This window comes from Limnobacter thiooxidans, from assembly GCF_036323495.1.
In the GTDB taxonomy this organism is placed as follows: domain Bacteria; phylum Pseudomonadota; class Gammaproteobacteria; order Burkholderiales; family Burkholderiaceae_B; genus Limnobacter; species Limnobacter thiooxidans.
Map to the genome: position 1 here is coordinate 2,575,648 of NZ_AP028947.1, position 22,957 is coordinate 2,598,604.

23 protein-coding genes are annotated in these 22,957 nt (G+C 54.3%); 7 read left to right on the forward strand and 16 right to left on the reverse strand.

Annotated elements, in window-relative coordinates:
- Positions 1–127: 127 nt before the first annotated feature.
- Both RGQ30_RS11690 and RGQ30_RS11695 read left to right on the forward strand, forming a co-directional pair.
- Positions 128–1,681, forward strand: a complete 1,554-nt coding sequence (locus tag RGQ30_RS11690; RefSeq protein WP_130555750.1) for a glucose-6-phosphate isomerase — start codon at positions 128–130, stop codon at positions 1,679–1,681.
- A gap of 7 nt (positions 1,682–1,688) precedes the next feature.
- Positions 1,689–2,594, forward strand: a complete 906-nt coding sequence (locus tag RGQ30_RS11695) for an SMP-30/gluconolactonase/LRE family protein (protein ID WP_130555749.1) — start codon at positions 1,689–1,691, stop codon at positions 2,592–2,594.
- A gap of 27 nt (positions 2,595–2,621) precedes the next feature.
- Here the strand turns inward: RGQ30_RS11695 and RGQ30_RS11700 are convergent, their stop codons facing one another.
- The 13 genes from RGQ30_RS11700 to RGQ30_RS11760 all read right to left on the reverse strand — a co-directional run bounded on the left by RGQ30_RS11700 (position 2,622) and on the right by RGQ30_RS11760 (position 12,725).
- A complete protein-coding gene (locus tag RGQ30_RS11700; RefSeq protein ID WP_130555748.1) occupies positions 2,622–3,476 on the reverse strand; it encodes a MurR/RpiR family transcriptional regulator in 855 nt (284 codons plus the stop codon).
- A 98-nt stretch (positions 3,477–3,574) separates the two neighbouring features.
- Positions 3,575–4,708, reverse strand: coding sequence for an ABC transporter ATP-binding protein (locus RGQ30_RS11705; RefSeq protein WP_130555747.1), 1,134 nt, complete (start codon positions 4,706–4,708; stop codon positions 3,575–3,577).
- The gene (gene modB / locus RGQ30_RS11710) at positions 4,699–5,379 is read right to left on the reverse strand and encodes a molybdate ABC transporter permease subunit (protein WP_130555746.1); all 681 of its coding nucleotides are present in this window, start codon (positions 5,377–5,379) and stop codon (positions 4,699–4,701) included. Before modB ends, RGQ30_RS11705 begins: the two co-directional genes overlap by 10 nt.
- Before the next feature lie 5 nt (positions 5,380–5,384).
- Positions 5,385–6,095 carry an arsenical resistance protein ArsH gene (gene arsH / locus RGQ30_RS11715; protein WP_130555745.1) on the reverse strand — a complete coding sequence of 237 codons (711 nt, stop codon included), beginning with the start codon at positions 6,093–6,095 and terminating at the stop codon, positions 5,385–5,387.
- Between the two features lie 21 nt (positions 6,096–6,116).
- The gene (locus RGQ30_RS11720; protein ID WP_130555744.1) at positions 6,117–6,548 is read right to left on the reverse strand and encodes a YqaA family protein; all 432 of its coding nucleotides are present in this window, start codon (positions 6,546–6,548) and stop codon (positions 6,117–6,119) included.
- Between the two features lie 3 nt (positions 6,549–6,551).
- Positions 6,552–7,259, reverse strand: a complete 708-nt coding sequence (locus RGQ30_RS11725; protein WP_338284439.1) for a gamma-glutamyl-gamma-aminobutyrate hydrolase family protein — start codon at positions 7,257–7,259, stop codon at positions 6,552–6,554.
- Positions 7,211–8,278: an amidoligase family protein gene (locus tag RGQ30_RS11730; RefSeq protein WP_130555743.1), complete on the reverse strand. Its 1,068-nt coding sequence runs from the start codon at positions 8,276–8,278 to the stop codon at positions 7,211–7,213. The genes RGQ30_RS11725 and RGQ30_RS11730 overlap by 49 nt, the downstream gene beginning before the upstream one ends.
- 9 nt (positions 8,279–8,287) lie before the next feature.
- Complete coding sequence (locus RGQ30_RS11735) at positions 8,288–8,710, reverse strand: organic hydroperoxide resistance protein (protein WP_130555742.1); 423 nt, start codon at positions 8,708–8,710, stop codon at positions 8,288–8,290.
- A gap of 111 nt (positions 8,711–8,821) precedes the next feature.
- Positions 8,822–9,265, reverse strand: a complete 444-nt coding sequence (locus tag RGQ30_RS11740; protein WP_130555741.1) for a MarR family winged helix-turn-helix transcriptional regulator — start codon at positions 9,263–9,265, stop codon at positions 8,822–8,824.
- A gap of 130 nt (positions 9,266–9,395) precedes the next feature.
- Positions 9,396–10,058, reverse strand: coding sequence for a hypothetical protein (locus RGQ30_RS11745; protein WP_130555740.1), 663 nt, complete (start codon positions 10,056–10,058; stop codon positions 9,396–9,398).
- 25 nt (positions 10,059–10,083) lie between these two features.
- On the reverse strand, positions 10,084–10,851 hold the full coding sequence (locus tag RGQ30_RS11750; RefSeq protein WP_338284442.1) for a ChaN family lipoprotein: 768 nt from the start codon (positions 10,849–10,851) through the stop codon (positions 10,084–10,086).
- Positions 10,852–10,934: 83 nt separating this feature from the next.
- Positions 10,935–11,528, reverse strand: coding sequence for a dioxygenase family protein (locus RGQ30_RS11755; RefSeq protein WP_130555738.1), 594 nt, complete (start codon positions 11,526–11,528; stop codon positions 10,935–10,937).
- A gap of 93 nt (positions 11,529–11,621) precedes the next feature.
- Positions 11,622–12,725, reverse strand: a complete 1,104-nt coding sequence (locus RGQ30_RS11760) for an alpha/beta fold hydrolase (RefSeq protein ID WP_130555737.1) — start codon at positions 12,723–12,725, stop codon at positions 11,622–11,624.
- Between the two features lie 183 nt (positions 12,726–12,908).
- On the opposite strand from RGQ30_RS11760, the gene RGQ30_RS11765 reads away from it, so the two are divergent.
- Together RGQ30_RS11765 and RGQ30_RS11770 are read left to right on the forward strand one after the other, a co-directional pair.
- Positions 12,909–14,213, forward strand: a complete 1,305-nt coding sequence (locus RGQ30_RS11765; protein ID WP_130555736.1) for a sensor histidine kinase — start codon at positions 12,909–12,911, stop codon at positions 14,211–14,213.
- Positions 14,194–14,871: a response regulator transcription factor gene (locus RGQ30_RS11770; RefSeq protein ID WP_130555735.1), complete on the forward strand. Its 678-nt coding sequence runs from the start codon at positions 14,194–14,196 to the stop codon at positions 14,869–14,871. The genes RGQ30_RS11765 and RGQ30_RS11770 overlap by 20 nt, the downstream gene beginning before the upstream one ends.
- On the opposite strand, the gene RGQ30_RS11775 is transcribed toward RGQ30_RS11770, so the two are convergent.
- From RGQ30_RS11775 to RGQ30_RS11785, 3 genes are all read right to left on the reverse strand, one after another.
- Positions 14,823–15,446 (reverse strand): pentapeptide repeat-containing protein, encoded by a 624-nt coding sequence (locus RGQ30_RS11775; protein WP_130555734.1) that lies wholly within the window; start codon positions 15,444–15,446, stop codon positions 14,823–14,825. The genes RGQ30_RS11770 and RGQ30_RS11775 overlap by 49 nt on opposite strands.
- A 104-nt stretch (positions 15,447–15,550) precedes the next feature.
- Positions 15,551–17,413, reverse strand: a complete 1,863-nt coding sequence (locus RGQ30_RS11780; RefSeq protein WP_130555733.1) for a methanol/ethanol family PQQ-dependent dehydrogenase — start codon at positions 17,411–17,413, stop codon at positions 15,551–15,553.
- Positions 17,414–17,567: 154 nt separating this feature from the next.
- Positions 17,568–19,637 (reverse strand): TonB-dependent receptor family protein, encoded by a 2,070-nt coding sequence (locus tag RGQ30_RS11785; RefSeq protein WP_130555732.1) that lies wholly within the window; start codon positions 19,635–19,637, stop codon positions 17,568–17,570.
- 179 nt (positions 19,638–19,816) lie between these two features.
- On the opposite strand from RGQ30_RS11785, the gene RGQ30_RS11790 reads away from it, so the two are divergent.
- The 3 genes from RGQ30_RS11790 (at position 19,817) to RGQ30_RS11800 (ending at position 22,902) form a co-directional block, all read left to right on the forward strand.
- On the forward strand, positions 19,817–21,031 hold the full coding sequence (locus RGQ30_RS11790) for an iron-containing alcohol dehydrogenase (RefSeq protein ID WP_338284443.1): 1,215 nt from the start codon (positions 19,817–19,819) through the stop codon (positions 21,029–21,031).
- Positions 21,032–21,200: 169 nt separating this feature from the next.
- Positions 21,201–22,202 carry a catalase family peroxidase gene (locus tag RGQ30_RS11795; protein ID WP_338284444.1) on the forward strand — a complete coding sequence of 334 codons (1,002 nt, stop codon included), beginning with the start codon at positions 21,201–21,203 and terminating at the stop codon, positions 22,200–22,202.
- 97 nt (positions 22,203–22,299) lie between these two features.
- Positions 22,300–22,902, forward strand: a complete 603-nt coding sequence (locus RGQ30_RS11800) for a nitroreductase family protein (protein ID WP_130555730.1) — start codon at positions 22,300–22,302, stop codon at positions 22,900–22,902.
- Positions 22,903–22,957 lie beyond the last annotated feature (55 nt).

A 22,957-nucleotide genomic window follows, 5' to 3' on the forward strand; every position in this document is an offset into this window, starting at 1 on the left:
TTGGTGGCACGGTAAAAAAATCGTCGTGTTGGTGTGCGAGAATTAAAAAAGCCGCCTGAATAATCTATAAATTCTGTTAATTCAATATCCTTTTAATTCAATATCTATTCATTTTTAACGGCCATTCATGAATGAAACAGCCTTGAAACCCGGATTTTTGTCACGCAGTGTCGGGCCACTGCACATCAACCTTGACAGGCAGCTCTACGGCGAAGGCCATGTTCAAAGCTTTCAGCTTAGCGAAGCCAACCAGAGTTTGTCGGCTTTCAATCAAAAGCTGTTTGAAGGTGGTGTGGTCAACCCGACCGAAAACCGCCCGGCAAGCCATTGGGCCTTGCGGTCAACTGCACACACTGAACAAACCGGCCAATCCGCCCAGTTGATGATCAACGGGCGAGACGAATTGGTATTGGTCAGGCAAGTACAGAACCACATGGAAGCCTTTGTAGAGGAAGTACGCTCCGGGCGATACACAACGCCCGATGGTGTGCCCTACGAAAACCTGCTTCACCTGGGTATTGGCGGTTCCGACCTCGGGCCGCGCCTTCTCAACGATGTATTTGCGAAGCTTGAACTCGCTGAAGCGCCTGCGCTGAATATACAGTTCGCTGCCAACGTGGACTTTCATGAAATGAAAGCGGCGCTGGCCGCCTTGAACCCGAAAACCACCTTGGTGGTGATTGCCAGCAAATCGTTTTCTACACGCGAAACACTGCACAACGCCCAACACATTTTCAAATGGCTGGATGCAGCCGGGCCGCAATACAGGGCAAAGGCACTGGTGGCAGCCACCTGCAAACCATCCAAGGCTGTCGAATTTGGCGTAGACCCGCAACGGGTTTTTGAATTCAGTGAAAGTGTGGGAGGACGATATTCACTGTGGGGCCCGGTGTCCATCGGTATTCGCATGGTGCACGGCAATGCCGCATTCAATGAACTGCTCAAAGGCGCCGCACTGATAGACCAGCATGTACGTGAGAGCGAGGCCTCGCAATGCATACCAACCCTGCTGGCCATGTCAGACCTTTACAACCTGGAACACGGGGTAGCATCGCTGATGCTAAGCCCCTACGATTCCCGTTTGTCCCTGCTGTCACCTTACCTGCAACAACTTTGGATGGAATCGCTGGGCAAAGGGGTTGATAAAAATGGCAAGGTTTTGAACAAGCCGGCCTGTCCTATTTTATGGGGCGACGTTGGCACCAACGGGCAACATGCATTTTTCCAGATGCTGCATCAAAGTCGGATTGCCAGTTCGGTGGAACTGATTGTCGTGGTGCACCCGAATCACGACGAAGTACAGTCTCACCAGGTGCTGTTGTCGCATGCACTTGCGCAATCCGAGGCTTTCTCCGTCGGTCGGCTCAACGCAGAAACAGAACTGAACAACCCTGAGATCAACTTCAGGTCTTGCCCCGGCAAACGGCCTGTGCAAATGGTTTTTCTGGACTCACTCACGCCCTACTCACTCGGCGCGCTGCTGTGCATGTGGGAACATCGCACAGCTGCACTGGCCGCCTTGCAAAACATCAACCCCTTCGATCAATGGGGTGTGGAACTGGGCAAGGGTATTGCCGAGCAACTGGAGCAAAGTGTACCGCCAGGGCATGCCCCGGCGGAAAATCCGGTGACTGCCCATTTGATAGAGCATTTTCTCTATCAGGCAGGTACACGCGAATGAGCCCAGGATGACCACCCACCAATTTGACATGAAATGGCAGGCGCTTGCCCTGCCAGCTTGTTCATTGGGAGAAAGCCCACGGTACGCCCATGGCGGCTGGATTTGGGTGGACATCAACCAGCGTAAGCTGTACAGGCTGAATCAGGCAGACCCATTCAAGGCAAAATCTGAGAACCTTCAAGTGTTGCACATGCCCGATGAAATTGGCTGTGTATTGCCCACGGCCAATCGCGACACGCTGATCGCATTGGGTCGACAAGGCGCATGGTTGCTTGAGCAGGGCGTGTTTACTCACAAACTGTCCAGTCCTTTTGATGCCACAAAACACCGATTCAACGATGGCCGCGCCGACCCGGCCGGGAGAATATGGATTTCCACCTTGGTCGATGCAAGAACCCCTGCCACTGCGGCCCTCTACTGCATTGAATCGGGTCTTGCCCAACTCAAGATTCCTGACCTGATTGTGGGCAATGGCCTGGCCTTTTCACCCCAAGGTACCTCGGCATTCCTGTGCGACACACGGCACAAATGCATTTGGCGATTCGACTTCGATTGCAGCACAGGCAACCTGAGCAACGCACGCACAATCAAGCATTACACCGAAGGCACAGCGCGGCCAGATGGTGCCTGCTTCGCGGACGATGGAAGCTACTGGGTCGCTATTCTGGAAGGCTACAGGCTTGAAAGGTTCTCCGAGCGAGGCGAGTTCATCGAGAGCATTTCGGTGCCACTGGCCAAACCGACCATGCCCTGCTTTGGTGGTGAACAGGGCAATATCTTGCTGGTCACTTCAGCACAAACCGATGACAAACTACCCAACAAGCCTGGTTTCGAAAACGCGAGCCTCATCGCCTGTGAAACCCGATTCAAAGGCCATGCAGAGGCGTTTGCGAATGCCAGACACCTGGGCTGAAAAACATCAAACCAGCTTCTACCAAGACTACTTGCTGTAACGGGTATCAATCAGGTTCTTCTTCAAGCGCGCCATTTTTTTCTGCACCGCACCACCCAGTTCAAGAGCCACCTGCGTGGCCAGCACATCCACAATACACAAGTGCAAAAGGCGCGAGACCATGGGGCTGTACTGTTCATAGAACTCTCCGTGGTCAGCGGGTATGTGCACCTGAACCTGTTCCGCCAGTGGCGATCCCGATGCGGTAATGGCAATGGTGGCTGCACCCGCTTCACGCGCAATGCGGGTGGCATCCAGCAAGTCCTGGCTACGACCTGAGTTGGAAATGATGAGCAGGCAATCGGCTTTACCCATCATTGACGCTGCCATGATCTGCAAATGTCCATCCGAATAGGCGTGCGCTGAACAACCCATGCGGAAAAACTTGTGTTCTGCATCCTGCGCCACAAAGCCAGAGTTACCGACGCCATAAAAAATCAGGCGTCCGTTTTTCGCAATGGCGTTGCAAATCAACCGTGCGGCTTTGTCGATGGGTTTGGCTGGTGCCGTGTTGCGAAAGGTTCGAAGGGTGTGAATGGCGTTGTCGAGTACCTTTTGAATCAACACCTCTCCGGTGTCGCCAGCGTGAACAGACTGGTGTACAAACGGTACCCCCTCACTCAAACTGGCAGCCAGTTTCAGCTTGAAATCGCTCAAACCCTCGTAGCCCAGAGTTCTGCAAAACCGAACCACAGACGGGCTGCTGACACCTGCGCGCGCAGCCAGTTCTGTTACCGGCATTTTTTGAAAGGCACTGGGGTCTTGCAGGACCAGTTGGGCAACAGCCTGCTCTGCACCAGAAAACTGCGCCAGTTCCATTCGGATTCGATCAAGTAGATTCATGTGGTCAGCGAGTCAAAAACAGAAGTAATTAAATTACATTGTACTGTTGATTCGTGACACAGAAAGCGCGATAGTCGCGAGGGCAATTACACGGTGAATCAGTGTTTTTTGGGCATGATGTGAATCAGGCCCAAATCCATTTCGACCATGCACGATTCACCCTTCTTCAAGCCCAAGCGCTGCGGACCAGACACTGCCATTTTCAGGATTTCAAACGGAGGCATGGTCATGCTCAGGTCGATCAGGCTGAGCTCGCCGAGGTCACGATGACTCTCCACTGTCACAGGCAGCGCCATGAAACCATGGCGTGGCGCTGAATAATCAGCAGACTTCAAGGCAAGGCCGTCGGCATGTACCACCCAGTTGACTGGGTAATCTTCGGGAATTTTGCCTTTGTCATTCACCAGCAGTGCCATGCTATTGCCTGAATTTGCATGCTGTACATCCAGCGAACGGGTCCATTGCAACACGCCGCAACCTGCCGTGCCTGAAGGGCCTTTCCACACCCCGTGAAACCGGTTTTGTATGCCCACCAGGTCGGCCACACGGGAATTGCGCGGCCTGCGGTGCACTTCAAAAGCAGGGCCTTCCTGCAACACGCAGCCTTGATCAAGCACAACAAGTTTGTCGCACAGCATGCGTGCTTCGTTCAGGTCATGGGTCACCAGCACAATCGGAATATTCAGGTCTGCGCGCAATTCCGCCAACAGGCGATACAGGCTTTCCCGGTTCATCTGGTCAATGGCTGAAAAAGGCTCATCGAGCAACAACAACTGGGGTTCACGCGCCAACGCACGCGCCAAAGCAACACGCTGCTGTTGCCCGCCCGACAATTCAGCCGGCCGCCGCATGGCCTCGCCTGCGGTCAGTCGCACGCGCTTCAGCCACTGTACCGCTTCAGCAAGTTGCCTCCCCTTGGGCACATGTTGCAAAGCCAGCGCCACGTTGGCTGCGGCACTGAGGTGCGGCATCAAGGCGTAATTCTGAAACACAAGGCCCACCCGCCGTTGCTGCGGCGTTTGAAAAATGCCCTGATCCGTGTCCAGCCACAGTTGCCCGCCCACCTCAATTCGACCCCAGGCAGGTTTCATCAAACCTGCCAACAGCCGCAGGATGGACGACTTGCCTGCACCGGAAGGTCCCACCAGGGCCAGCAACTGCCCGGCTTCGCAACCGAACCTGCCTTGCAGGGCCATCGGCTTGTGTTGTTCGAATTCGAAAATCAACGCCATGTGAATCGCCGAGCACGGTTATTTCTGCCGGACAAAAGCAGCGACAAAGCCACCGCCACCAGTGAAAAAATCAACAGGGCCAGCGACATGGTGTTGGCCGCCTGCAAATCAAAACTTTGAACACTGTCGTAAATTGAAATCGCCAGGGTGCGGGTTTCGCCGGGAATGCTGCCACCGATCATCAAAACCACGCCAAACTCGCCCAAGGTGTGCACAAAAGTCAGCACCATTGCAGACAGAATACCGGGCCAGGCCAGGGGCAGTTCCACCTTCAGAAAAATTGCCCATGTGCTCAAGCCACTGACCTGCGCGGCTTCATTCAGGTTGTGGGGAATGGATTCGAAAGCGCGCTGTATGGGCTGAAACATGAATGGCACGTTGAACAGCACCGAGGCCAGCAACAGGCCTGCAAAATTGAAGGTCAGTGACACGCCAAACGTGTTTTGCAAATACTGCCCCACCGGTGACCCTCCGCCCAAGGCCACCAGCAGGTAATAACCCATGACGGTGGGGGGCAACACCAGCGGCAAGAGAATGACGGCCTCCAGCCAGGCCCGCCCACGGAACGACGTACGCGCCAACCATCTGCCAACGATCAGGCCCAAGGGCAAAAGCACTGCAAGCGTACCAAGCGCCAGTTGAATTGACAGGAAAAAGGCGGACCAATCCATGGCTGTTAAATGCTGCGTTGATTCACGCGTTTGGACAATTCTTCGGCAGACTCCACCCGTTCGGAATATCGGTCCACCAAGTGCTGTGCGTGCCCTCGGGTCAGGAAGGTGAAGCGCATCAGTTCCTCCATCACATCCACCAGTCGGTTGTAATACGCCGATGGCTTCATTCGGTTGTTGTCATCAAACTCCATGAAGGCTTTGGCAATGGATGACTGATTGGGAATTGTGATCATGCGCATCCAGCGGCCCAGCACCCGCAACTGGTTCACCACGTTGAAGGATTGCGAACCTCCACACACCTGCATCACAGCCAGTGTTTTGCCTTGCGTGGGCCGCTTGGCCCCGCCACTCAAGGGCAGCCAGTCGATCTGGGTTTTCATGACACCAGTCATGGCGCCGTGCCGCTCAGGTGAGCTCCAGACCTGCCCTTCTGACCAATCGGCCAGTTCTCTCAGTTCCAGCACTTTGGGGTGTTGCTCGTTGGCTTCATCCACCAGGGGCAAACCTTCCGGGTTGAAAAACTTCACCTCGGCACCCATGAAAGTCAGCAGGCGGCCCGCTTCTTCGGCAGCCAACCGGCTGAATGAACGCGCCCGCAATGAGCCATACAGAATCAGGATCCGGGGTGCATGGGGCAAGGTGTCGCCCAGCAAAACCCGGTCAGGTTGCTTGAAACAGTTCAGGTCCAGGTTGGGCAGATCGCTCGCATTCATGACACTCAATTCCTTGCAGATTTAAAACCAGGCCACCGACATTTCAGAAAAATAAATCACGATGACATAACGGATTGTTTTGCCGATACCCACCAGCAGAAGAAACAACCACAGATTAACCCGCATGATACCTGCCACCAGGGTAAGCGGATCTCCTATTACCGGCATCCAGGCCAGCAGCAGGCTCCACACCCCGTAGCGCTGAAACCAGCCCTGCATTTTTTCAATTTGTTCAGGTTTGAAGTAAAACCATTTTTTATGCTGGAAATGCAGCAGGTAGCGGCCAAGCACCCAATTGACAACCGAGCCCAGGGTATTGCCCACTGCAGCCACAGCCAGCAAAAGCCCGGCGGGCTCGCCAGCGCGGATCATGGCGAACATCACCACTTCCGAGTAGAGCGGCAAAATGGTGGCTGCCAGAAAGGCAGAAGCGAACAGCAGGGTATACGACATGAATCATCCGGTTGGGGATTGGTGCCTGCATTGTTGCACAAGCCATTTGAAGAGGCGTCGGTGCTGCGGGCGATACAAGAGATATTCCGGATGCCACTGCACACCAAGCCACTTGAGAGAACCTTCCTCGGGTTCGATGCCTTGCACAAACCCGTCCAGGTCACGAGCCACAATGCGTACACCGGTGCCCAACTGATCCACGGCCTGGTGGTGCAGGCTGTTGATCCGCAGTCGACTGGCCTTCAAGACACAGGCCAAACTGCTGTTGGCACGCAGTGCAGCCATTTTTCGGGGCAGCACAGTGCCCCGGTTGGAAGTCAGCTTGCGCTGGGCGCGAATGTCCTGGTGCAAGCTGCCACCCAGGCTGACATTGATTAACTGGGTACCCCTGCAAATACCCAACATGGGCAAGTTGTGTTTCAAGGCCCAGGCTATGTGGGCTTGCTCCAGTGCATCGCGCGCAGGGTCATAGTGGGCTTTCGGCACTTCTTCTTCGCCATACAGCGAGGGGTGAATGTCATCGCCACCGCTCACAATCAACGCGTCAATTTGTGCCATGGGCCACAGGTGTTTGACACTGATGCGGCGTGCCTGCCCACCGGCCAGCCACACGGCCAGGCGAATACAGAACCACGAGGGGGACCACCACTTGGCGTTGCCGGTTACACCGACAACAATTCGGCGTGAATTTGCGCCAGTTCGGTGTGCCAAGGTTCCTCCTGCAAATTGATCAGATTCTGTTCATAGCTCGCCCATTGCGCGCACATGGATTCAAGCACAGCCGGGGCTGCCGCCAGGTACTCGACCACGCACCAGATGTTCCAGCTTTCGGCAAGCCCCCAGTCTGGCTGTTCAATTTCGCAGTTGGGCAAGCGGTAGTGGAAGGTGGGGCGCGCATTCACGCGTTCATCACGAACTGCAGCCAGCACACGCTCGGGGTCCATGTGCTTGAACAGCGGCAACAGGTCAAGGCCCCGGTTTCGGGTGGGGTTGTGCGCCAGGTAATCGTCCATGATTTGTTGCACGGGGGTGTCGGGGGTGTAGCCCATCACTGTATGCATATACCGCTTGGGGTATGGATCAATGTAAGGGGTCAGGCGGCGCAATGTATCTACCCGGTGGGCTTTGACCAACCAATTCTGGGCCACACAATAGGCCTTCAGGTAAGGCACCAGGGTTTTGGAATCGAAATCTGGCAATTCAGTGTTGATGTGAAGGCCAAATGCGTAGATCAGTGAATCGGACGTACCCAGGGCACCCGCATCGCGCAAGGCATTGACCATGGGGTCGAGTGTGGCAAGCTGATTCGCAGGCACCGGTGGACACACCACTTCAAGCGGCACAATTTGACGGGCCACATCAGTGAGCAGGCCGATGATGGCATCTTCAGTGGCGCTTTCAGCACCATGCTCTTCTTCAAGTCGGCGACGCGCCAGGGTTTTGGCAAATTGCCAGTCCAGTTCAATCTTGAAATCGCCCCAGTCCGGGTGTTTCACCTTGCATTCGGCCTGCGTGTCCTCTTCGACAGATCCCCGCACCGCTTGCGCAAGCACAGTGGCTGCTGTTTTCAGGTCAAGCCCTGCAAACTCAAGTTCAAACCCGACACGGCGTACCTGCCCTTTGGCATTTTTCAAACAAGCAGGTTTGGCATATTTGTTGTGCATCATCAGTTCCAGAAAAAAAGCGGCAGGCTTGCCGGGAAGCCCACCGCTTTCAGACGGCCCGATCACTGTGGGTACTTACACCACAGTCAACTTTACATCGACATTGTTACGGGTTGCGTTGGAGTAAGGGCAAACCTGGTGGGCCTTTTCTACCAGCGCATTGGCTTCTGCCTTGTCCATGCCATCCAGTTTGATGGACATGTCCACGGTGATGGCGAAGCCAACACCCTTGGGGTTGCCACCAATGCCCACTGTGGCAGTGATTTCCGGCTCGGAAGGCAACTTGATTTTGTCTTGACCGGCAACAAACTTGATAGCGCCGATAAAACAGGCTGAATAACCTGCGGCAAACAGTTGCTCGGGGTTGGTGCCCTCGCCGCCTGCTCCACCGAGTTCTTTCGGCGTGCTGAGTTGCACTTTCAAACGCCCGTCTTCCGTGGCGGATCCGCCTTCACGACCGCCTGTTGATGTGGCTTTGGTGGAATAAACGATGTCCATATTGTTCTCCTGAATTGAGTGCTTCATTGATTATCGCAGTAACTATCTGGATGGACTGCCACTGCGAATAAGGGTTCTACCCGCAAATGTTATCGCACTAACTGATTAAGCTCAAGGAGTGTCTTCCAGCAGACGATCGCGAAGTTCGTCCAGCTCGCCTTTCAGACGAAGAAGTTCCTCAGGGCTCATGCCACACTTTTCAAACACACAGGATTGAACGTGCACAACCTGTTCCCGAATGGCCTTGCCAGTTTCGGTCAGGTAGATTTGAAGTTGGCGCTCATCAGCTGAGCTGCGGTTGCGTGTCAGCAAACCTTGCTCAGCCATTCGCTTGATGACCGGAGTGAGCGCACCCGGTTGCTGACCCAGTTGGCGGGCGATACTGATCAGACTGACGCCGTCTTCCTTCCACAAGATCAACATCACCAGATATTGCGGGAAAGTCAATCCCAGCGCGGCCAACATGGGCTTGTACACTTGGGTAATGGCCAGTGACGTGGCGTAAAGTGAAAAGCAAAGCTGATTCTCGAGGGCGAGAGGATTTTCAAATTTCATGGCATTGTTTTTTTAGTTGTTTGTTTTGTTTTGGAAAAACCCGAATTCAAATGCATGCTGTAAAACTCGGCATACACTAGCAACAATACTAGTGTAAACGGTCAGGCATTCCGAGTCACGCTTGGATTTTTCAAAGCAAATCAACGGCTTTGGCAATCGAAAAGGCCCTGTCCTGCGGATTTTTGACCACCAGTGCCGTTTGCAGGCTCGGACTGTAATGAAGTTTGACCAGTTCTTTGTAAAAATCATAGTCACGCTGCACGCCCAAAGCCACACGCCGCATTTTCAGTTGCCCTTCCTGAAACGCCTTGCGGTACTTGGGAAAGTAACGCTGTACGTGAGAAAGGGCAAACACATCGGCGTACAGTTCTTCCCGGTGGCGGCGTTGCTTGGGCCCAAAATCTATTTGCTCCTTGACTTGCACGCAGTGGCCCGATTCATGCGCGAAAAACGCTTCATACACAACCTGCTTGGGCAGACCCTCAAAAAACAGAAGGTACTGTTCGAAACTGTGCCAATTTCGGTCCTGGGTGCTGATGTAAAAGGTACATCGCTTCAAAGGCGCGTTGTACTGCACCAGCAAGGGCGACTGGTGGACCACTTCTTTACCAATCAGCTTGAATTCCACCTGGTAGCCGTGCATTCGACCATAGCCTCGTGCCACGCTGCCGGCGATCTGGTCGATCAATTCTGCATCTTCAAAATCCTCAAACCCGTTGGCTTGAGCAGATAATGGACACCACGCAACCGCGCACACCATCAGCGCGCACACAGATTGATTGAGCTTGCTCACCCGCATGTCTCCCTATTGAACCGGTCTATTTTTTCATGGCTTTGAATGCCTCGCACGGGTCTTCCCGCGCAAACCGGGGCACGCTGTGCACCACATCAAAGTTGGATGTGGCCTTGCCCGGTTCATGTTCCAGAAATCCATGCACTGTTGTTCTTTGTTGTAGTGTAACGGGCAACCAGTGCAGCACGCCGACATCTTTTTGAACGTGCCCATTGCCAGCGATTAACACCACATCGGTTTGGCTGGATTGCTGCTCAATTACCTGGGCCATCCACACATCGCGGGCCACTTGAGCCGGCACCATTTTGTCCGCCACGCTGGGAGGCAGCATGTTGCAGTGGCCTTCTACAATGTTTTGGCGATGCTGCCGGGCCAGAGGCTCGGGTAGGGGTTGGTCAAGTTTGTAATGGGCAACCGTGTCTGGGTCCAAGGCTGCAGAGTAACCGCCTTGCACAATTCGGTTGGCATCTTTGCGTGACACATTCACGGCCAGCAAAGGCAGTTTGTAATCCAGCGCCAACTGGATCAAGGGCGCGTAAAGTGGCCATTCCCAGCTTTCAACCCACGGTTGGGAGGTAATGCATTCGGCGGTACCGCATTGATCCTGGGCTGTGCGCAGCAGGCCCTGATGTTCCCGGTCGAACTGCTCCATGGCCAGGGCGGGCCGCCAACCAGCTTTCACCCGGGCCTCGATCAACTGAAAACGCGCACGGTGTGCATCGGGGTTGTCGTGTACCTCGCCCAGGAGCCAGATGGACGCTGTGGGTACTTCTGTGGGGACGCTTATTGGCACGGATGGCTGCGCGCTTGCTTCCATCGATACAAGCAAAGCGAAGCAAAGAACGAATAACCAGCGTGGGAACAATGTCATTGAAACTATCCCTTTGCCTGCACGGGCAAGACAAAATCGAATGTGGCCACCTTCAACAGCGGCTTGGTCTGACTGAATTTCACCAACAAGGCGGGGCTGTAAAAACTGTCTCGAGCATTCAGTGGTTCATTGGGAAAATAAAGCTGCGTGGTCAACAAGGGCGTTGATGGCCCCTGCACTTTCACATGCAGGTGCGGGGTGCGCCTGAAACTTGAATTGCCATAGGAGCCAGGCATCAGCGTTTCAAACCGAAACCTGCCCTTCGCATCGGTGAGTTGATGCCCACGCAGTTTGAAGCCGGAATTGTCATATTCACCAGCAGCGTCACAACTCCACAAATCGACGATTGCATTGGCAAGCGGCTGACAGGTGGTCGACAACACCCGACCTTCGAGCACCAGCGTTTCACCTTGCAAACCATCGACCAGCTTGCTTCGCCGGGGTGTTTGAGGTGTATAAAACGGACCTTCGATTTGACGGGGTGTGGGGCTGTCATCACAGGCCGGGGTTTGCGCCAAGGCCTGGCGGTTCCCGAACATGGGGCCTGCGATGAGCAGGCCTGCACTGGCGCGAAGAATTGTTCGTCTTGATTTCAGCATGCCGCCTCCTGCTACTTTTGGTGCTGAGTGGATTCCACTATAACCAAAAGAAGCAGTTCAGGCAGGCTAACGTGCAGCTTGGCTGGATTTGGATCAGCTGTTCAGCCACGCTGCGGTTTTTGCCCAGATGGTGTTGGGCGATTCCTTGCCACTCATGATACCGATGTGGCCACCGGGGCCAATAAAGAATTCGGATTTGTCGGAGCCCACCACTTTGGTGATTGGCTTGCAGCAGGCCACATTGGCCAAGCTGTCCGATTTTCCTGCAATACCCAATACCGGGCAAGCGATGTCCTTGAAATTGGCAACTTCCTTGCCCACCTTGAAGTGACCGTGGGCTGTTTCATTTTCAAGCCAGATGCTGGCAAACCAGTCGCGCAGGGCGCCGCCTGGGTAGGCTTCCAGGCTGTCAATGAAGGCGGCCTGGTTGGCGTGTTGGGCAACGTAGTCGCGATCGTGCAGCTGGGTCACCAGGCTCCAGTACCCTTTGAGGCTTCCCACCGGGTCAAGCAACTTGAAGCCGATCACATTGGCCCAGCCCGGTGTGTACAGCAGCTTGGCGGGTACCTTGCGGAAATTGATTCGCGCTGATTTCAGCAGGTGCGCCAGGCGCTTGTACTGCTGACCAATCGGGCCATTGGCATGCCCGTCAATCGGAGTGCCGTAGGTCACGATTTTGTGAATATTCTCGTCCTTGAACAAGGCGGTGTAAGCCAGCGCCATGCCACCACCCATGCTCCAGCCTTGCAGGCTGAGCTTCTTCGAGCCACTGTGCTCGCGAACCGCATTCAGGCAGGCGGGCAAAAATTCCTTGATGTAGTTTTCCAGTGTCAGGCCAGCTTGCTTGCGCGTGGGCTTGCCCCAGTCGATCAGGTAAACGTCGAAACCCTGCGCCATCAGGTAACGCACAAAGCTGCGTTCGGGCAACAGGTCATACACAAACATGTTCACGGCCAGCGGAGCAATCAGAACCAGTGGAATGGTGTTGCGCTTCTTGGCCACGGGCAGGGTGTCATCGCCCATCTGAATGCTGTCTTCGGTCAGGGGCAGGTAATGGCGAACGCTGTGGATACCGCTTTGGTGAATGATCTCAAACGGTTGCAAGCCAGCCCGCACCATGGATTCTGACTTGAACAGGCGATCCCAGCCATTGCTGGACATGTGGCTGATGCGGCGAAGACTAAGTGCTGAAGACATGACGATGAATCCGGTTGTTTTGTTATTACAGGACGTGCCAGATTCTAACAGTGCAGTTAATGAATTGTTTGGTGTGACGTCTCTAAAAGACTACCCGGTGTCGTGGATGAACAGTGTGCAGGATTCAACTAAAACGGGAACTGTTCCCTAGCGCACGAGCCGCAAGCATTTCAATATGCAGGCATGAAATTCTCGTTGCGTTCATTGATCTGGGTTCCCTTCACTTTCTCGATTGGCTTCACCCTGTCGGCGTGTCTGATCGTGCTGCAGGCACGGGACGATATTCAGGAGGAACTGGAGTCGGCCACGCAGGTGGCGAAAAGCCTCGCATTGCTGATTGAATCCGATCGAATTGGTGCCCATGAGGCGAAAACCCTGCAGTTCCGGCACATCCGGATTGCAGCACAACCACCGCATTTACTGGATCAGGACCTGGATGTGGCCATGCCGGCCTGGCTGGCGAACTGGACGTTGGGTGATGTTGCAAGCACTGGACAGACCTATGCAATTCATCTGGACCCGGTGCAGGTCTGGACTGTGCACGCCACACCTGAAGATGAGCTCAATGAAGTCTGGAACAGCCTGACTGTCACGTTTTTTGTGTTTTTGGCCTCTGCCCTGCTGTGCATGGCACTGATCCAACTGGGCGTCAACGACGTTCTGAAACGCTTGCGCCAGTTCAGCCGCGCCATGTCCAGCATGCGGGAAGGTGATCTGAGAGCAAAATTGCCCGAGACCAGCCCGATTGTTGAACTTCAGGACATCGCCCGGCAATTCAACGCCACAACCCTGACACTGGAACAAGCCCGGGAAGACAACAAGGCTTTGTCGATTTCCCTGATCAATTCGCAGGAGGAGGAACGCAGGCGCCTGGGCTGCGAACTGCATGACAACCTGGGACAAATCATCGCGGGACTTCGTGCCAGAGTCTATCTGCTTCACATGCAAACCCAGTCAGAGCAGGCGCACTCCAGTCGGGATACGCTGAAATCGCTGTCCAGCGAACTGGAAGAAGCCCACCGCGTGATCCGGCACCTGATCACCGAACTGGACCCGGTGGATTTGCAAACGGTCAACCTGAATGAGGCTTTGGCACATATTTGCGTCAAATGGATGCAAGCCACCGGTATTCAATGCGACTTTGAAACCACGGGTGATATCTCGCCGGTCAGCGCACTGAGCGCACAGGAACTGGTGCACATAATCCGTATCGTTCAGGAATCCCTCCACAACATTTACAAGCACTCCAACGCAGACAGGGCCACGGTGAGCTTGGTGAATACACCTGATTTCTTCGATTTGAGAATTGAAAACAATGGCGTAGCCCCCAAGGTGATGAAATCCGGCTACGGTCTTCGCTCCATGCGTGAACGCGCCAAGGAACTGGGCGCAAGTCTTCGTATTCAGAAGAGTCCCGGCACGGGCGTGACCGTGCATTTGCACAAAACACACCAGCGAGCCTATTCGAATGAATTACTTGATTGTTGATGACCACCCCCTGATCCGGCAAAGCTATTCACAGATCATCAATCAGATCAGCAATGGTCATGCGCGGATCGACCATGCCGACAACGCCGCATCAGCCTGGATGAAGTGGATTGAAACACGCCACGAACTGGTTGTACTGGACATCAACCTGCCTGACATTTCCGGCCTGGATCTGGCCACAAAAATTTTACGCAGGCAGGCCGATACACGCGTGATGTTCTTTAGCATGCACGATGAGCTGGGACTGGTGAATCGCGCGATGAAACTGGGTGCCAGTGCCTATGTCAGCAAATCAGCCGAGCCGGAGGAATTTGCTCGGGCCATTCAAGCGATATCGGAAGGAAAACATTACATTGAACATCGCCTTGCAACCAACTTGATATGTTCGAGAGACAGCAAAAACAACACCGCGCTGGACATGCTGTCTGGCCGTGAAAGTGAAATTTTCCTGATGATTGCCAAGGGTTATTCATCCCGACAGGTCGGCGAGCTGTTGAATCTCAGTGCGAAAACAGTCGCCAATAACCTGTCCATCATCAAACAAAAGTTGAATGTCGACACCACGGCCGCAATGGCCCACCTTGCGGTGAGCCTGCAATTGATTGAAGTCTACCAGCCCACAGGACAACCTGTGCAGCCCTCGAAATTGGCATCCTGAAACGTCGCATAGTGAATTCGGGCACCAGTGATCGTGGTACCGTCAAAGTCCACCATGTTCATTTTGGCTTCCTGCAAATTGGCGTTCTTGAAGTTGGAATCCACCAGGCTGCATTTGTCCATCCAGGCTTTCTCAAAACTGGACATCTGAGCATTGGCACCCGCGAAGTTGGCACGGTTGACCCTTGCAAAGGAAAAATCAGCGGCAACCAGGCTGGTACGGCTAAAGTTGGCTGCCTGGCCAAACGCAGCATAGGCCTGCACGGCATCCAGTGTCGCATCGGTAAAATTGGCTCGGCGCAGGTTGGCACGTTTCAGGTCAGCCCGAGTCAAGTTGGCTCCAGTCAGGTTTGCACCTTCCAGGTTGGCACCACGCAAGTCAGCGTGGCGCAGGTCGGCGCCACTCAAGTCCGCATTGGACAGGTCTATCGCACTCAATTCCATATTGCGCATGTCCTGACCCGCCAAGCTGGCATTTTTACAGTTGCTTCCAGGCTGCAGGTCACAAGCCTGGGCATTCATGGCGAGCAATAACCCAGCCAGTATCGTCAATCCGGAATACTTGATTGATTTCATTGATTCAATCCTTTAAAAGAAAAACGGATGGGTTTGCTCTGCAAAGCAAACCCATCCCAAGCAACAACGTCTTCCAGGATGAAGAGAGGAATGTTGACGTCGTATTAACGCGAGGCTTGCTGAATCATCTTGGGCAGCTTGAACACCCAGAATGAGCCGCCTTGCGGCACGGGCTTGGTCAGCTCGGCCATGTCACCGCCCCAGAGAGGCACTGCACCACCGTAACCACTGGCCACACCAATGTACTGTTCGCCATCCATTTCCCAGGTAATCGGGGAAGAAACAATTCCGGAACCCGTCTGGAATTTCCAGAGCTCCTTGCCGGTTTTGGCATCAAACGCCTTGAAATAACCATCACCCGTCCCTGTGAATACCAGATTGCCTTTGGTGGCCATGACCCCGGCCCACAGTGGAAGCTTTTCCTTGTGCTGCCAGGCAACTTTTCCTGTTACCGGGTTCATGGCACGCAAAACACCCACATGGTCATCAAACATGCGCTTGATACGGAAGCCCTGACCAAGGTAGGCAGACCCTTTCTTGTAGGTCACGTTTTCAGTCCAGTAGTCCTCTTTCCAGTGGTTTGCACCGATGTAAAACAGGCCTGTATCCTGGCTGTAGGCCATAGGGTTCCAGTTCTTGCCACCCAAAAATGGAGGGGAAACCTCAACAGATTTGCCACGGTCCTGACCTGGCTCAGGGGGAGGTGGACGCTGTCCCGCCACTTCAATCGGCCGACCGGTTTTCTGGTCAATGCCCTTGGCCCAGGTCACTCCATCCACAAAGGGCACACCACGAATGAATTTGCCGTCAGCACGATTCACCACATAGAAGAAGCCGTTTCGATCAGCGTGTGCAGTGGCCTTGATGGTTTTGCCACCGTCCTTGTACTCGAACAAGACCAGTTCATTGTTGCCGGAGAAATCCCATGCGTCATTTGGTGTGTGCTGGTAGAACCACTTTACCTCGCCAGTGCTGGGGTCTACAGCCACTTGGCCCGAGGTGTACAGGTTGTCGTATTCAAGCGGATTGCCACCTTTGGGGGTTCGGTACCAGGTGTTCCACGGGGCCGGGTTACCAGCACCAACAATGATCAGATTGTTTTCAACGTCGAAGCTGGCTGATTGCCACGGGGCACCGCCGCCCTGGCTCCACGCCTCTACCTTTCCGGTTGGGCTGGAGGGGTCATCCGGCCAGGAAGGTGCACGTGGGTCACCCGTCGGTGTGCTTTCCTTGCCATTGAGGCGACCCATGTGTCCTTCCACGAAAGGACGCATCCAGATTTCTTTGCCGGTTTCAGGGTCACGGGCATACAGCTTGCCCACCACACCGAATTCATCGCCGGAAGATCCATGAATCAGCAGAACCTTGCCGGTCTTCTGATCTTTGACCAAGGTCGGCGCGCCGGTCATCGTATACCCGGCAGTGTGGTCTTCAAACTTTTCGCGCCACGCAACTTTGCCAGTCTTCTTGTCCAGCGCAACAATGCCGGCATCCAAGGTTCCAAAGAAGACCTTGTCGCCAAAAATGGCTGCACCGCGGTTGACTACGTCGCAGCAGGGACGAATGTCCTCAGGCAGGCGATGCGAATACTGCCAGAGCTTGGCACCTGTTTTTGCGTCCAACGCATACATGCGTGAATAGGAACCAGTCACGTAAATGATGCCGTCGTGAACCAAAGCCTGTGTTTCCTGCCCACGCTGCTTTTCGTCACCAAAGCTGAAGGACCACGCGGGCACGAGATTGGCCACATTCTTGTCATTGATGGCAGTCATGGGGCTGTAGCGTTGCGCCTTGGGCCCAAAACCGTAGCTCAGGATGTCTTTGGGTGTTTTTTCATCGTTGACGATGTCTTCCCAGGTGACACCGCCCGATTTGGCCGACGCTGCACCGCTCTGCAATGCCAGACCTGCGGTGGCAGCAACCACGGCAAGCGTCAAGGCACTGAGTTTCAAGCTTGAATTTCTCACTGATCTCTCCTCTTTGTTTAATCTGATTTGTTGTCATCCGACTCTTCTTTCGGACTCATTTCAGATTAAGGAGAGACCCCGTGGTTTTCCAGAGCAGAATTCCCGCAACTGACCGGGACTTATTCCCGATGACTTCGGGAATTCCGCAAAGGGCTTACTTCCACTTCATGCCCAAAGTCACACCCAGCAGCAGCTGTCGCTCACTGGCCGGTTCGAAGAACTGCCCTGCCCCTTGGTTAACAATCACCGAGCCCACATATTGTTTGTCGAACACGTTGTCGACACGGGCGTAAGTGCGCACGTTCCAGCCACCATCCAGAGGCCAGTCTTTGCTGGCACGCAGGTTGACCACTGAGTAGGACGGTGCAAATGCCGTGTTGGCATCGTTGGCGAACAGCTTGTCCACGTAACGCAACTCGGTGGCTGCTTCATAAAGGCTTGAAGGCTTGAATACCACTTCACCAAAGAAGGTCTTTTCCGGAATGCTGGGCAGGCTGTTGCCAGCCACGATGTCGTTGGTTGATCCGATGGTGTCAAAAGACGAATCGTATGTTGCACGTATCAGGTTGACCGCAGCATTGGCTTGCCATTCTTTACTGAGGGCATGTTGTACCGCAAACTCGATACCTTCACGGCTGGTTGGGCCAGCATTTCGAAATGCGGTGGCTCCACCAGCGGCCTGCAAAACGACGATTTCGTTTTCAGTGTCTACCGTATACAAGGCCGCATTGACCTTGGTGTTGCCAAACTTGGCCTTCATGCCCACTTCAAACTGCTCACTTTTCGCGGCATCCAGTGTGCTGTTGAAATTTGGGCTAAGCGGCGCATTGGTCATGGGGTTTACGGCAGACAGATACGCAGACTCCAGCAATGTGGGAGTTTCAAAACCCTCACCGTAGGACACATAGGTGCTGATATTCGGTTGCAAACGGAAAGTGAAGCCGAGGTTGCTCGTCACTTCATCGTATTTTTTGTTGCCACTGCCATCGCCATTCGTCAAAAACTGATCGCGGGATTCAATTTCAATTGAAGAACTGCGCACACCCGCAAGCATGCTCAGCCTGTCGGTCAAAAAGTACTCCGCCTGCAGATACTGGTCGAACTGGCTGGCCGTGTTGGCTTCGTCCCGATTGCTGTTGGCATTCACATTCGCGAAACCCAAACGCGCCTGCTCCAGTTCACCCACGGTCAAACCCGCGGTCAAAAACAAGGGCTTTTCCAGCAGATTTGCCTGGTGGGCAAACTTCAAGTCGGCTCCGCTGTACTCATTTTTCAGATCGATCACGGTTTGACTGGCCAACACCTGCCGGATTTTTCGGTCTCCGTAATACGGGCTGAAGGTGACACTGGTAGACGGGTTGAATTGATGCTCAAGCACAATGCCGGTTTGGCTTTGTTCAACAGTCTTGTTGGAATTGTTGGCCACGGATGCAGGGCTGCCCTGCCTTCGGTTCTGGGCCAGTTGCGCAGCGGTCAAGCCAGCCGGGTCCTGGGCCAGGGGAATGTCGACGTAATTCACCACCCAGCTCAGCCGCGTGTCGCTGCTCAGGTTCCAGACCATTTTGCTGTTGAAGTTGTCGCGGCGTGCCTTGCTATGGTCGCGGTAACCGTCGGTTCGGAAGGTGGACGCGTCAATCACAATGCCCACCTCGCCGTTGCCCTTGTTCAGTTTGATGCCACTGCGACGCGTGCTGTCTGATCCAAATATCTGATTCACTTCCAGCTCGGTGCCCACGCGCGGGTTTTCAGTGGTCAACAGAATCACCCCACCCGAGGAATTGCCGTACAGCGATGAAAACGGGCCGCGCAATACCTCAATGGATTCGGTCGAACTGAGGCTGAAATGCGAAATTTGCCCTGAACCATCGGGCATGGTGGCCGGAATGCCATCGGAGAACAAACGCACCCCGCGCACGCCGGAAGTGGCGCGCGCACCGAAACCACGAATGGATATTTGCAGGTCTTGCGCGAAGTTGTTGCGATTGTTGATTACCAGGCCTGGCACGCGGGTCAGCGTTTCAGACAGGTTGACCTGAAAACTGGCCGCTTTTTCCAAAGTGTCCTGGTTAATCTTGTCCACCGAGGCGGGCACATCGAGGGGATCCCTCGCCTGCCGCGTAGCAGACACCACAAAATCATCAAGGTTTTCAGTTTGGGCAACAGCCGGGGAAACCAGGCCCAGTGCGGCAAGAGAGGCCAAAAGAGGGGTCAAGCGATACGTCATGAAAAATGTCTCTGTCGTGTTTTGATTCAAGTTGGCAAATCATGAAGGAAATGGCGCGTGAAAATTTCCCGATGTTCACGGAAAGTGGAATAAATCCTCTGCTCTAAACCCGCGCACTCTTTGTACAATCTGAGTAACAACTGTTAACCCCCTATTATAAAAAGTCAGGAGACACCCGCATGCTACATGCACTCGAAGTTTTTGCTCTTCGCATCTACATGGCCATTTTCAAGGTAGTCACCGCATTGATGCCATTCAAGTGGCCACGAATGTTCGAAGGCACCGGTTCATCCCTGGATTTGGTTCGCCACATGGCAGATGAAGGACATCGAAATGTGCTGCTGGTGACCGATGCCGTGCTGGTCAAGCTGGGCGTGCTGGAAAAAATGAAAGCCGAACTGGAAACCCAGGGCGTGAAATACGTGATTTACGATGGTGTCGAACCCAACCCCACGGTGGAGCAGATTGAAGCAGGCTACCGCATGCTGAAGGAAAACGGCTGCCAGGCCATTCTGGCCGTGGGTGGAGGAAGCCCTATTGACGCTGCAAAAATGATTGGTGCCCGCGCCAAGAACAACAAACCTGTAGTGAAATTGACAGGCCTGCTGCGCGTGCACAAGGGTATGCTGCCCCTGTATGCGGTGCCCACAACAGCTGGTACAGGTTCGGAAGTAACCATTGCCGCAGTGGTCAGCGACACTGCCAACAAGCGGAAGGTAGCGGCCATGGACCTGCGCCTGCTGCCCAAAGCTGCCGCACTGGACGGCGCCCTGATGACCGGCTTGCCAGCGCACATTACCGCGGCAACAGGAATGGATGCATTGACCCACGCGGTGGAGTCTTTCGTGTCGCGCAACGCCATGAAAAAAACCGATGAAAAGGCGCTGGAAGCCACTCAACTGGTCATGAAGTACCTTGAAACAGCCGTAGCCGACGGGGGCAACCTGGAAGCCCGCCAGAAAATGGCGCGTGCATCTCACCTGGCTGGCATTGCTTTCACACAGGCTGGCGTGGGTTATGTGCATGGCATCGCCCACAAATTCGGTGCCCTATACCACACACCCCACGGCCTGGCGAATGCCATTGTCATGCCCCATGTATTGGACTTTTCCTTGCCCAACTGTGCGGATCGCCTGGCCATTTTGGCCCGTGCCTGTGGCATCGGTGAGAAAGGCGCTGACGACGTTCACCTGGCCCGCGCTTTCATTGCCCGCATCCGTGAGATGAATGCAAAGTTTGGCATTCCGACCCAACTGGCTGCCTTGAAAGCCGCTGATATTCCAGAAGTGGCAAAGTCTGCGATTGCCGAGGCTCGATTTACCTATGCGGTGCCCCGCTACATGAGCCAGCCTGTTGCTGAAGCAGTGATCAAGAACCTGCTGCCCACGAATTAAGTATTGTTTGATTGAAAAAGATTTGAATACCCTGAAATCCGCCCTTACTAGAAAATTATATTTTTGTGACTGTGTAACTTTATTCACGCATTAACGATCTATTGCGTAACTCCACCCTCATACTGGAATGGCGTTACACCTTGGGCGTATATCAAAAAGGATTCAATCAATGAAAACAGCAATTGGTTTGTCAGTAGTGGCCGCTTTGGCGGCTTTCGGTACACAAGTCGCAGTGGCACAAACTGCAATTCCCAGCGAGCCAGCGAATGCGGTCAACCTGGTCGATGGTCTGGAAGGCGTGTTTGGCACGCACGCGGGCGCGCGCCGATCCGGTGCACGCGGTGTGTGTGCTGCGGGTACTTTCACTGGCAACAAATCAGGCGCTGCAATTTCCAAGGCCTCCGCGTTTTCCGGAAAAGAAATTCCAGTGACCCTGCGCTTTTCAGTGGGTGGCGGCAATCCCAATGCGCCTGAGAATGGCAAGGGTGTGCGCGGCCTGGCTGCCCAGTTTGACTTGCCAAATGGCGAACAATGGCTGATGGCCAATATTTCTGCGCCATTCTTCACAGCGGCCACACCCGATGGTTTCCTGGCATTCCTGGAAGCCCGCAAACCCGACCCAGCCACCAAAAAACCTGACCCCGCTAAAATTGCCGCGGCTGCAGCCAAGTACCCAGACTTCAAGCCCCAAATGGAATGGGTTGCAAAAACTGGCGTACCGGCCAGCTATGCAGCAGTGAATTACTGGAGCGCAAACGCATTCAAGTTCACGAATGCTGCCGGCAAAACCCAGTTTGCAAAGTGGATGTTTGTACCCGTTACCGGTCAGGAATTTATTGCGGATGACAAACTGGCCACCTACTCCAAGGTGTTCCTGGCTGATGAGTTGAAGGGCCGTGTATCCCAGATTCCAGTCGAGTTTGATTTTGTATTGCAACTGGCACAAGCCGGTGACGTGACCGACAACGCCACAGTGGCCTGGCCTGACGACCGCAAGAAGGTGGTTGCAGGCCGTTTGAAAGTGACTTCGGTTACCGACAAAGAAGCCTGTGACGGCATCAACTTCAACCCACTGGTACTGCCAACCGGCATTGAAGGGTCAGAAGACCCGTTGCTGGCCGCACGCGCAGGCAGCTATGCCGTGTCACAAGGCCGTCGTTTGGCCAAGTAAGGCAGTAAGCCGGCTATTCGCTTTTAGCCTGTAAACTGTAAGCCGGAACTCCTTCGCGGGGTTCCGGCTTTTTTACGCATTAAACACGGAGCAGTGCATGGAATTATTTGACGCAATTTATCAACGCCGGGCCATCAAGGCCTTCGACCCCGACTACACAATTTCCGCTGAAGACGAGCAGAAGCTGTTCGAGGCTGCCATTCAGGCTCCCACCAGTTTCAACATTCAGCATTGGCGTTTCGTGGTGGTGCGTGACAAGGCCCTGCGACAGGAAATGCGCAAACTGGGCAATGAGCAGGCACAAATTACGGATGCGTCCCTGTTGGTCATCATGACAGCCGACATGAAAGCCTGGGAGAAAAGCCCTGCCCGTTATTGGGCTGGTGCGCCCAAGGAAGTGGCGGATTTGCTGGTGGGCTGGATGGGACCTTTTCACGAAGGCCGTGAATGGCTGCAACGCGATGAAGCCCAACGTTCAATCGGTATGGCCATGCAAACACTGATGCTGGCTGCAAAAGGCCTGGAGCTTGATTCCTGCCCCATGATCGGTTTCGACATTGAGGCCGTGGCCAAACTGATCAATTTGCCAACTGACCACGTCATGGGCCCCATGGTGGCCATTGGCAAGGGCACCAAGGCACCTTGGCCCAAGCCGGGACAACTCAGCCTGACTGAAGTGTTGATCAACAACACGTTCTGACCTACCTTCAAAGTGACTAGTGTCGGTTACACGACACAGTCACGCGCTTGCCGCA

What these genes read in the sequence shown, in the direction of transcription:
- RGQ30_RS11795 (WP_338284444.1), top strand. Translation starts at nt 21,201, where the DNA reads ATGAAAACAGCAATTGGTTTGTCAGTAGTGGCCGCTTTGGCGGCTTTC.
- modB (WP_130555746.1), bottom strand. Translation starts at nt 5,379, where the DNA reads ATGGATTGGTCCGCCTTTTTCCTGTCAATTCAACTGGCGCTTGGTACG.
- RGQ30_RS11740 (WP_130555741.1), bottom strand. Translation starts at nt 9,265, where the DNA reads ATGAAATTTGAAAATCCTCTCGCCCTCGAGAATCAGCTTTGCTTTTCA.
- RGQ30_RS11695 (WP_130555749.1), top strand. Translation starts at nt 1,689, where the DNA reads ATGACCACCCACCAATTTGACATGAAATGGCAGGCGCTTGCCCTGCCA.
- RGQ30_RS11735 (WP_130555742.1), bottom strand. Translation starts at nt 8,710, where the DNA reads ATGGACATCGTTTATTCCACCAAAGCCACATCAACAGGCGGTCGTGAA.
- RGQ30_RS11690 (WP_130555750.1), top strand. Translation starts at nt 128, where the DNA reads ATGAATGAAACAGCCTTGAAACCCGGATTTTTGTCACGCAGTGTCGGG.
- RGQ30_RS11720 (WP_130555744.1), bottom strand. Translation starts at nt 6,548, where the DNA reads ATGTCGTATACCCTGCTGTTCGCTTCTGCCTTTCTGGCAGCCACCATT.
- RGQ30_RS11765 (WP_130555736.1), top strand. Translation starts at nt 12,909, where the DNA reads ATGAAATTCTCGTTGCGTTCATTGATCTGGGTTCCCTTCACTTTCTCG.
- RGQ30_RS11775 (WP_130555734.1), bottom strand. Translation starts at nt 15,446, where the DNA reads ATGAAATCAATCAAGTATTCCGGATTGACGATACTGGCTGGGTTATTG.
- arsH (WP_130555745.1), bottom strand. Translation starts at nt 6,095, where the DNA reads ATGAATGCGAGCGATCTGCCCAACCTGGACCTGAACTGTTTCAAGCAA.
- RGQ30_RS11705 (WP_130555747.1), bottom strand. Translation starts at nt 4,708, where the DNA reads ATGGCGTTGATTTTCGAATTCGAACAACACAAGCCGATGGCCCTGCAA.
- RGQ30_RS11800 (WP_130555730.1), top strand. Translation starts at nt 22,300, where the DNA reads ATGGAATTATTTGACGCAATTTATCAACGCCGGGCCATCAAGGCCTTC.
- RGQ30_RS11755 (WP_130555738.1), bottom strand. Translation starts at nt 11,528, where the DNA reads ATGCTGAAATCAAGACGAACAATTCTTCGCGCCAGTGCAGGCCTGCTC.
- RGQ30_RS11790 (WP_338284443.1), top strand. Translation starts at nt 19,817, where the DNA reads ATGCTACATGCACTCGAAGTTTTTGCTCTTCGCATCTACATGGCCATT.
- RGQ30_RS11770 (WP_130555735.1), top strand. Translation starts at nt 14,194, where the DNA reads ATGAATTACTTGATTGTTGATGACCACCCCCTGATCCGGCAAAGCTAT.
- RGQ30_RS11760 (WP_130555737.1), bottom strand. Translation starts at nt 12,725, where the DNA reads ATGTCTTCAGCACTTAGTCTTCGCCGCATCAGCCACATGTCCAGCAAT.
- RGQ30_RS11785 (WP_130555732.1), bottom strand. Translation starts at nt 19,637, where the DNA reads ATGACGTATCGCTTGACCCCTCTTTTGGCCTCTCTTGCCGCACTGGGC.
- RGQ30_RS11700 (WP_130555748.1), bottom strand. Translation starts at nt 3,476, where the DNA reads ATGAATCTACTTGATCGAATCCGAATGGAACTGGCGCAGTTTTCTGGT.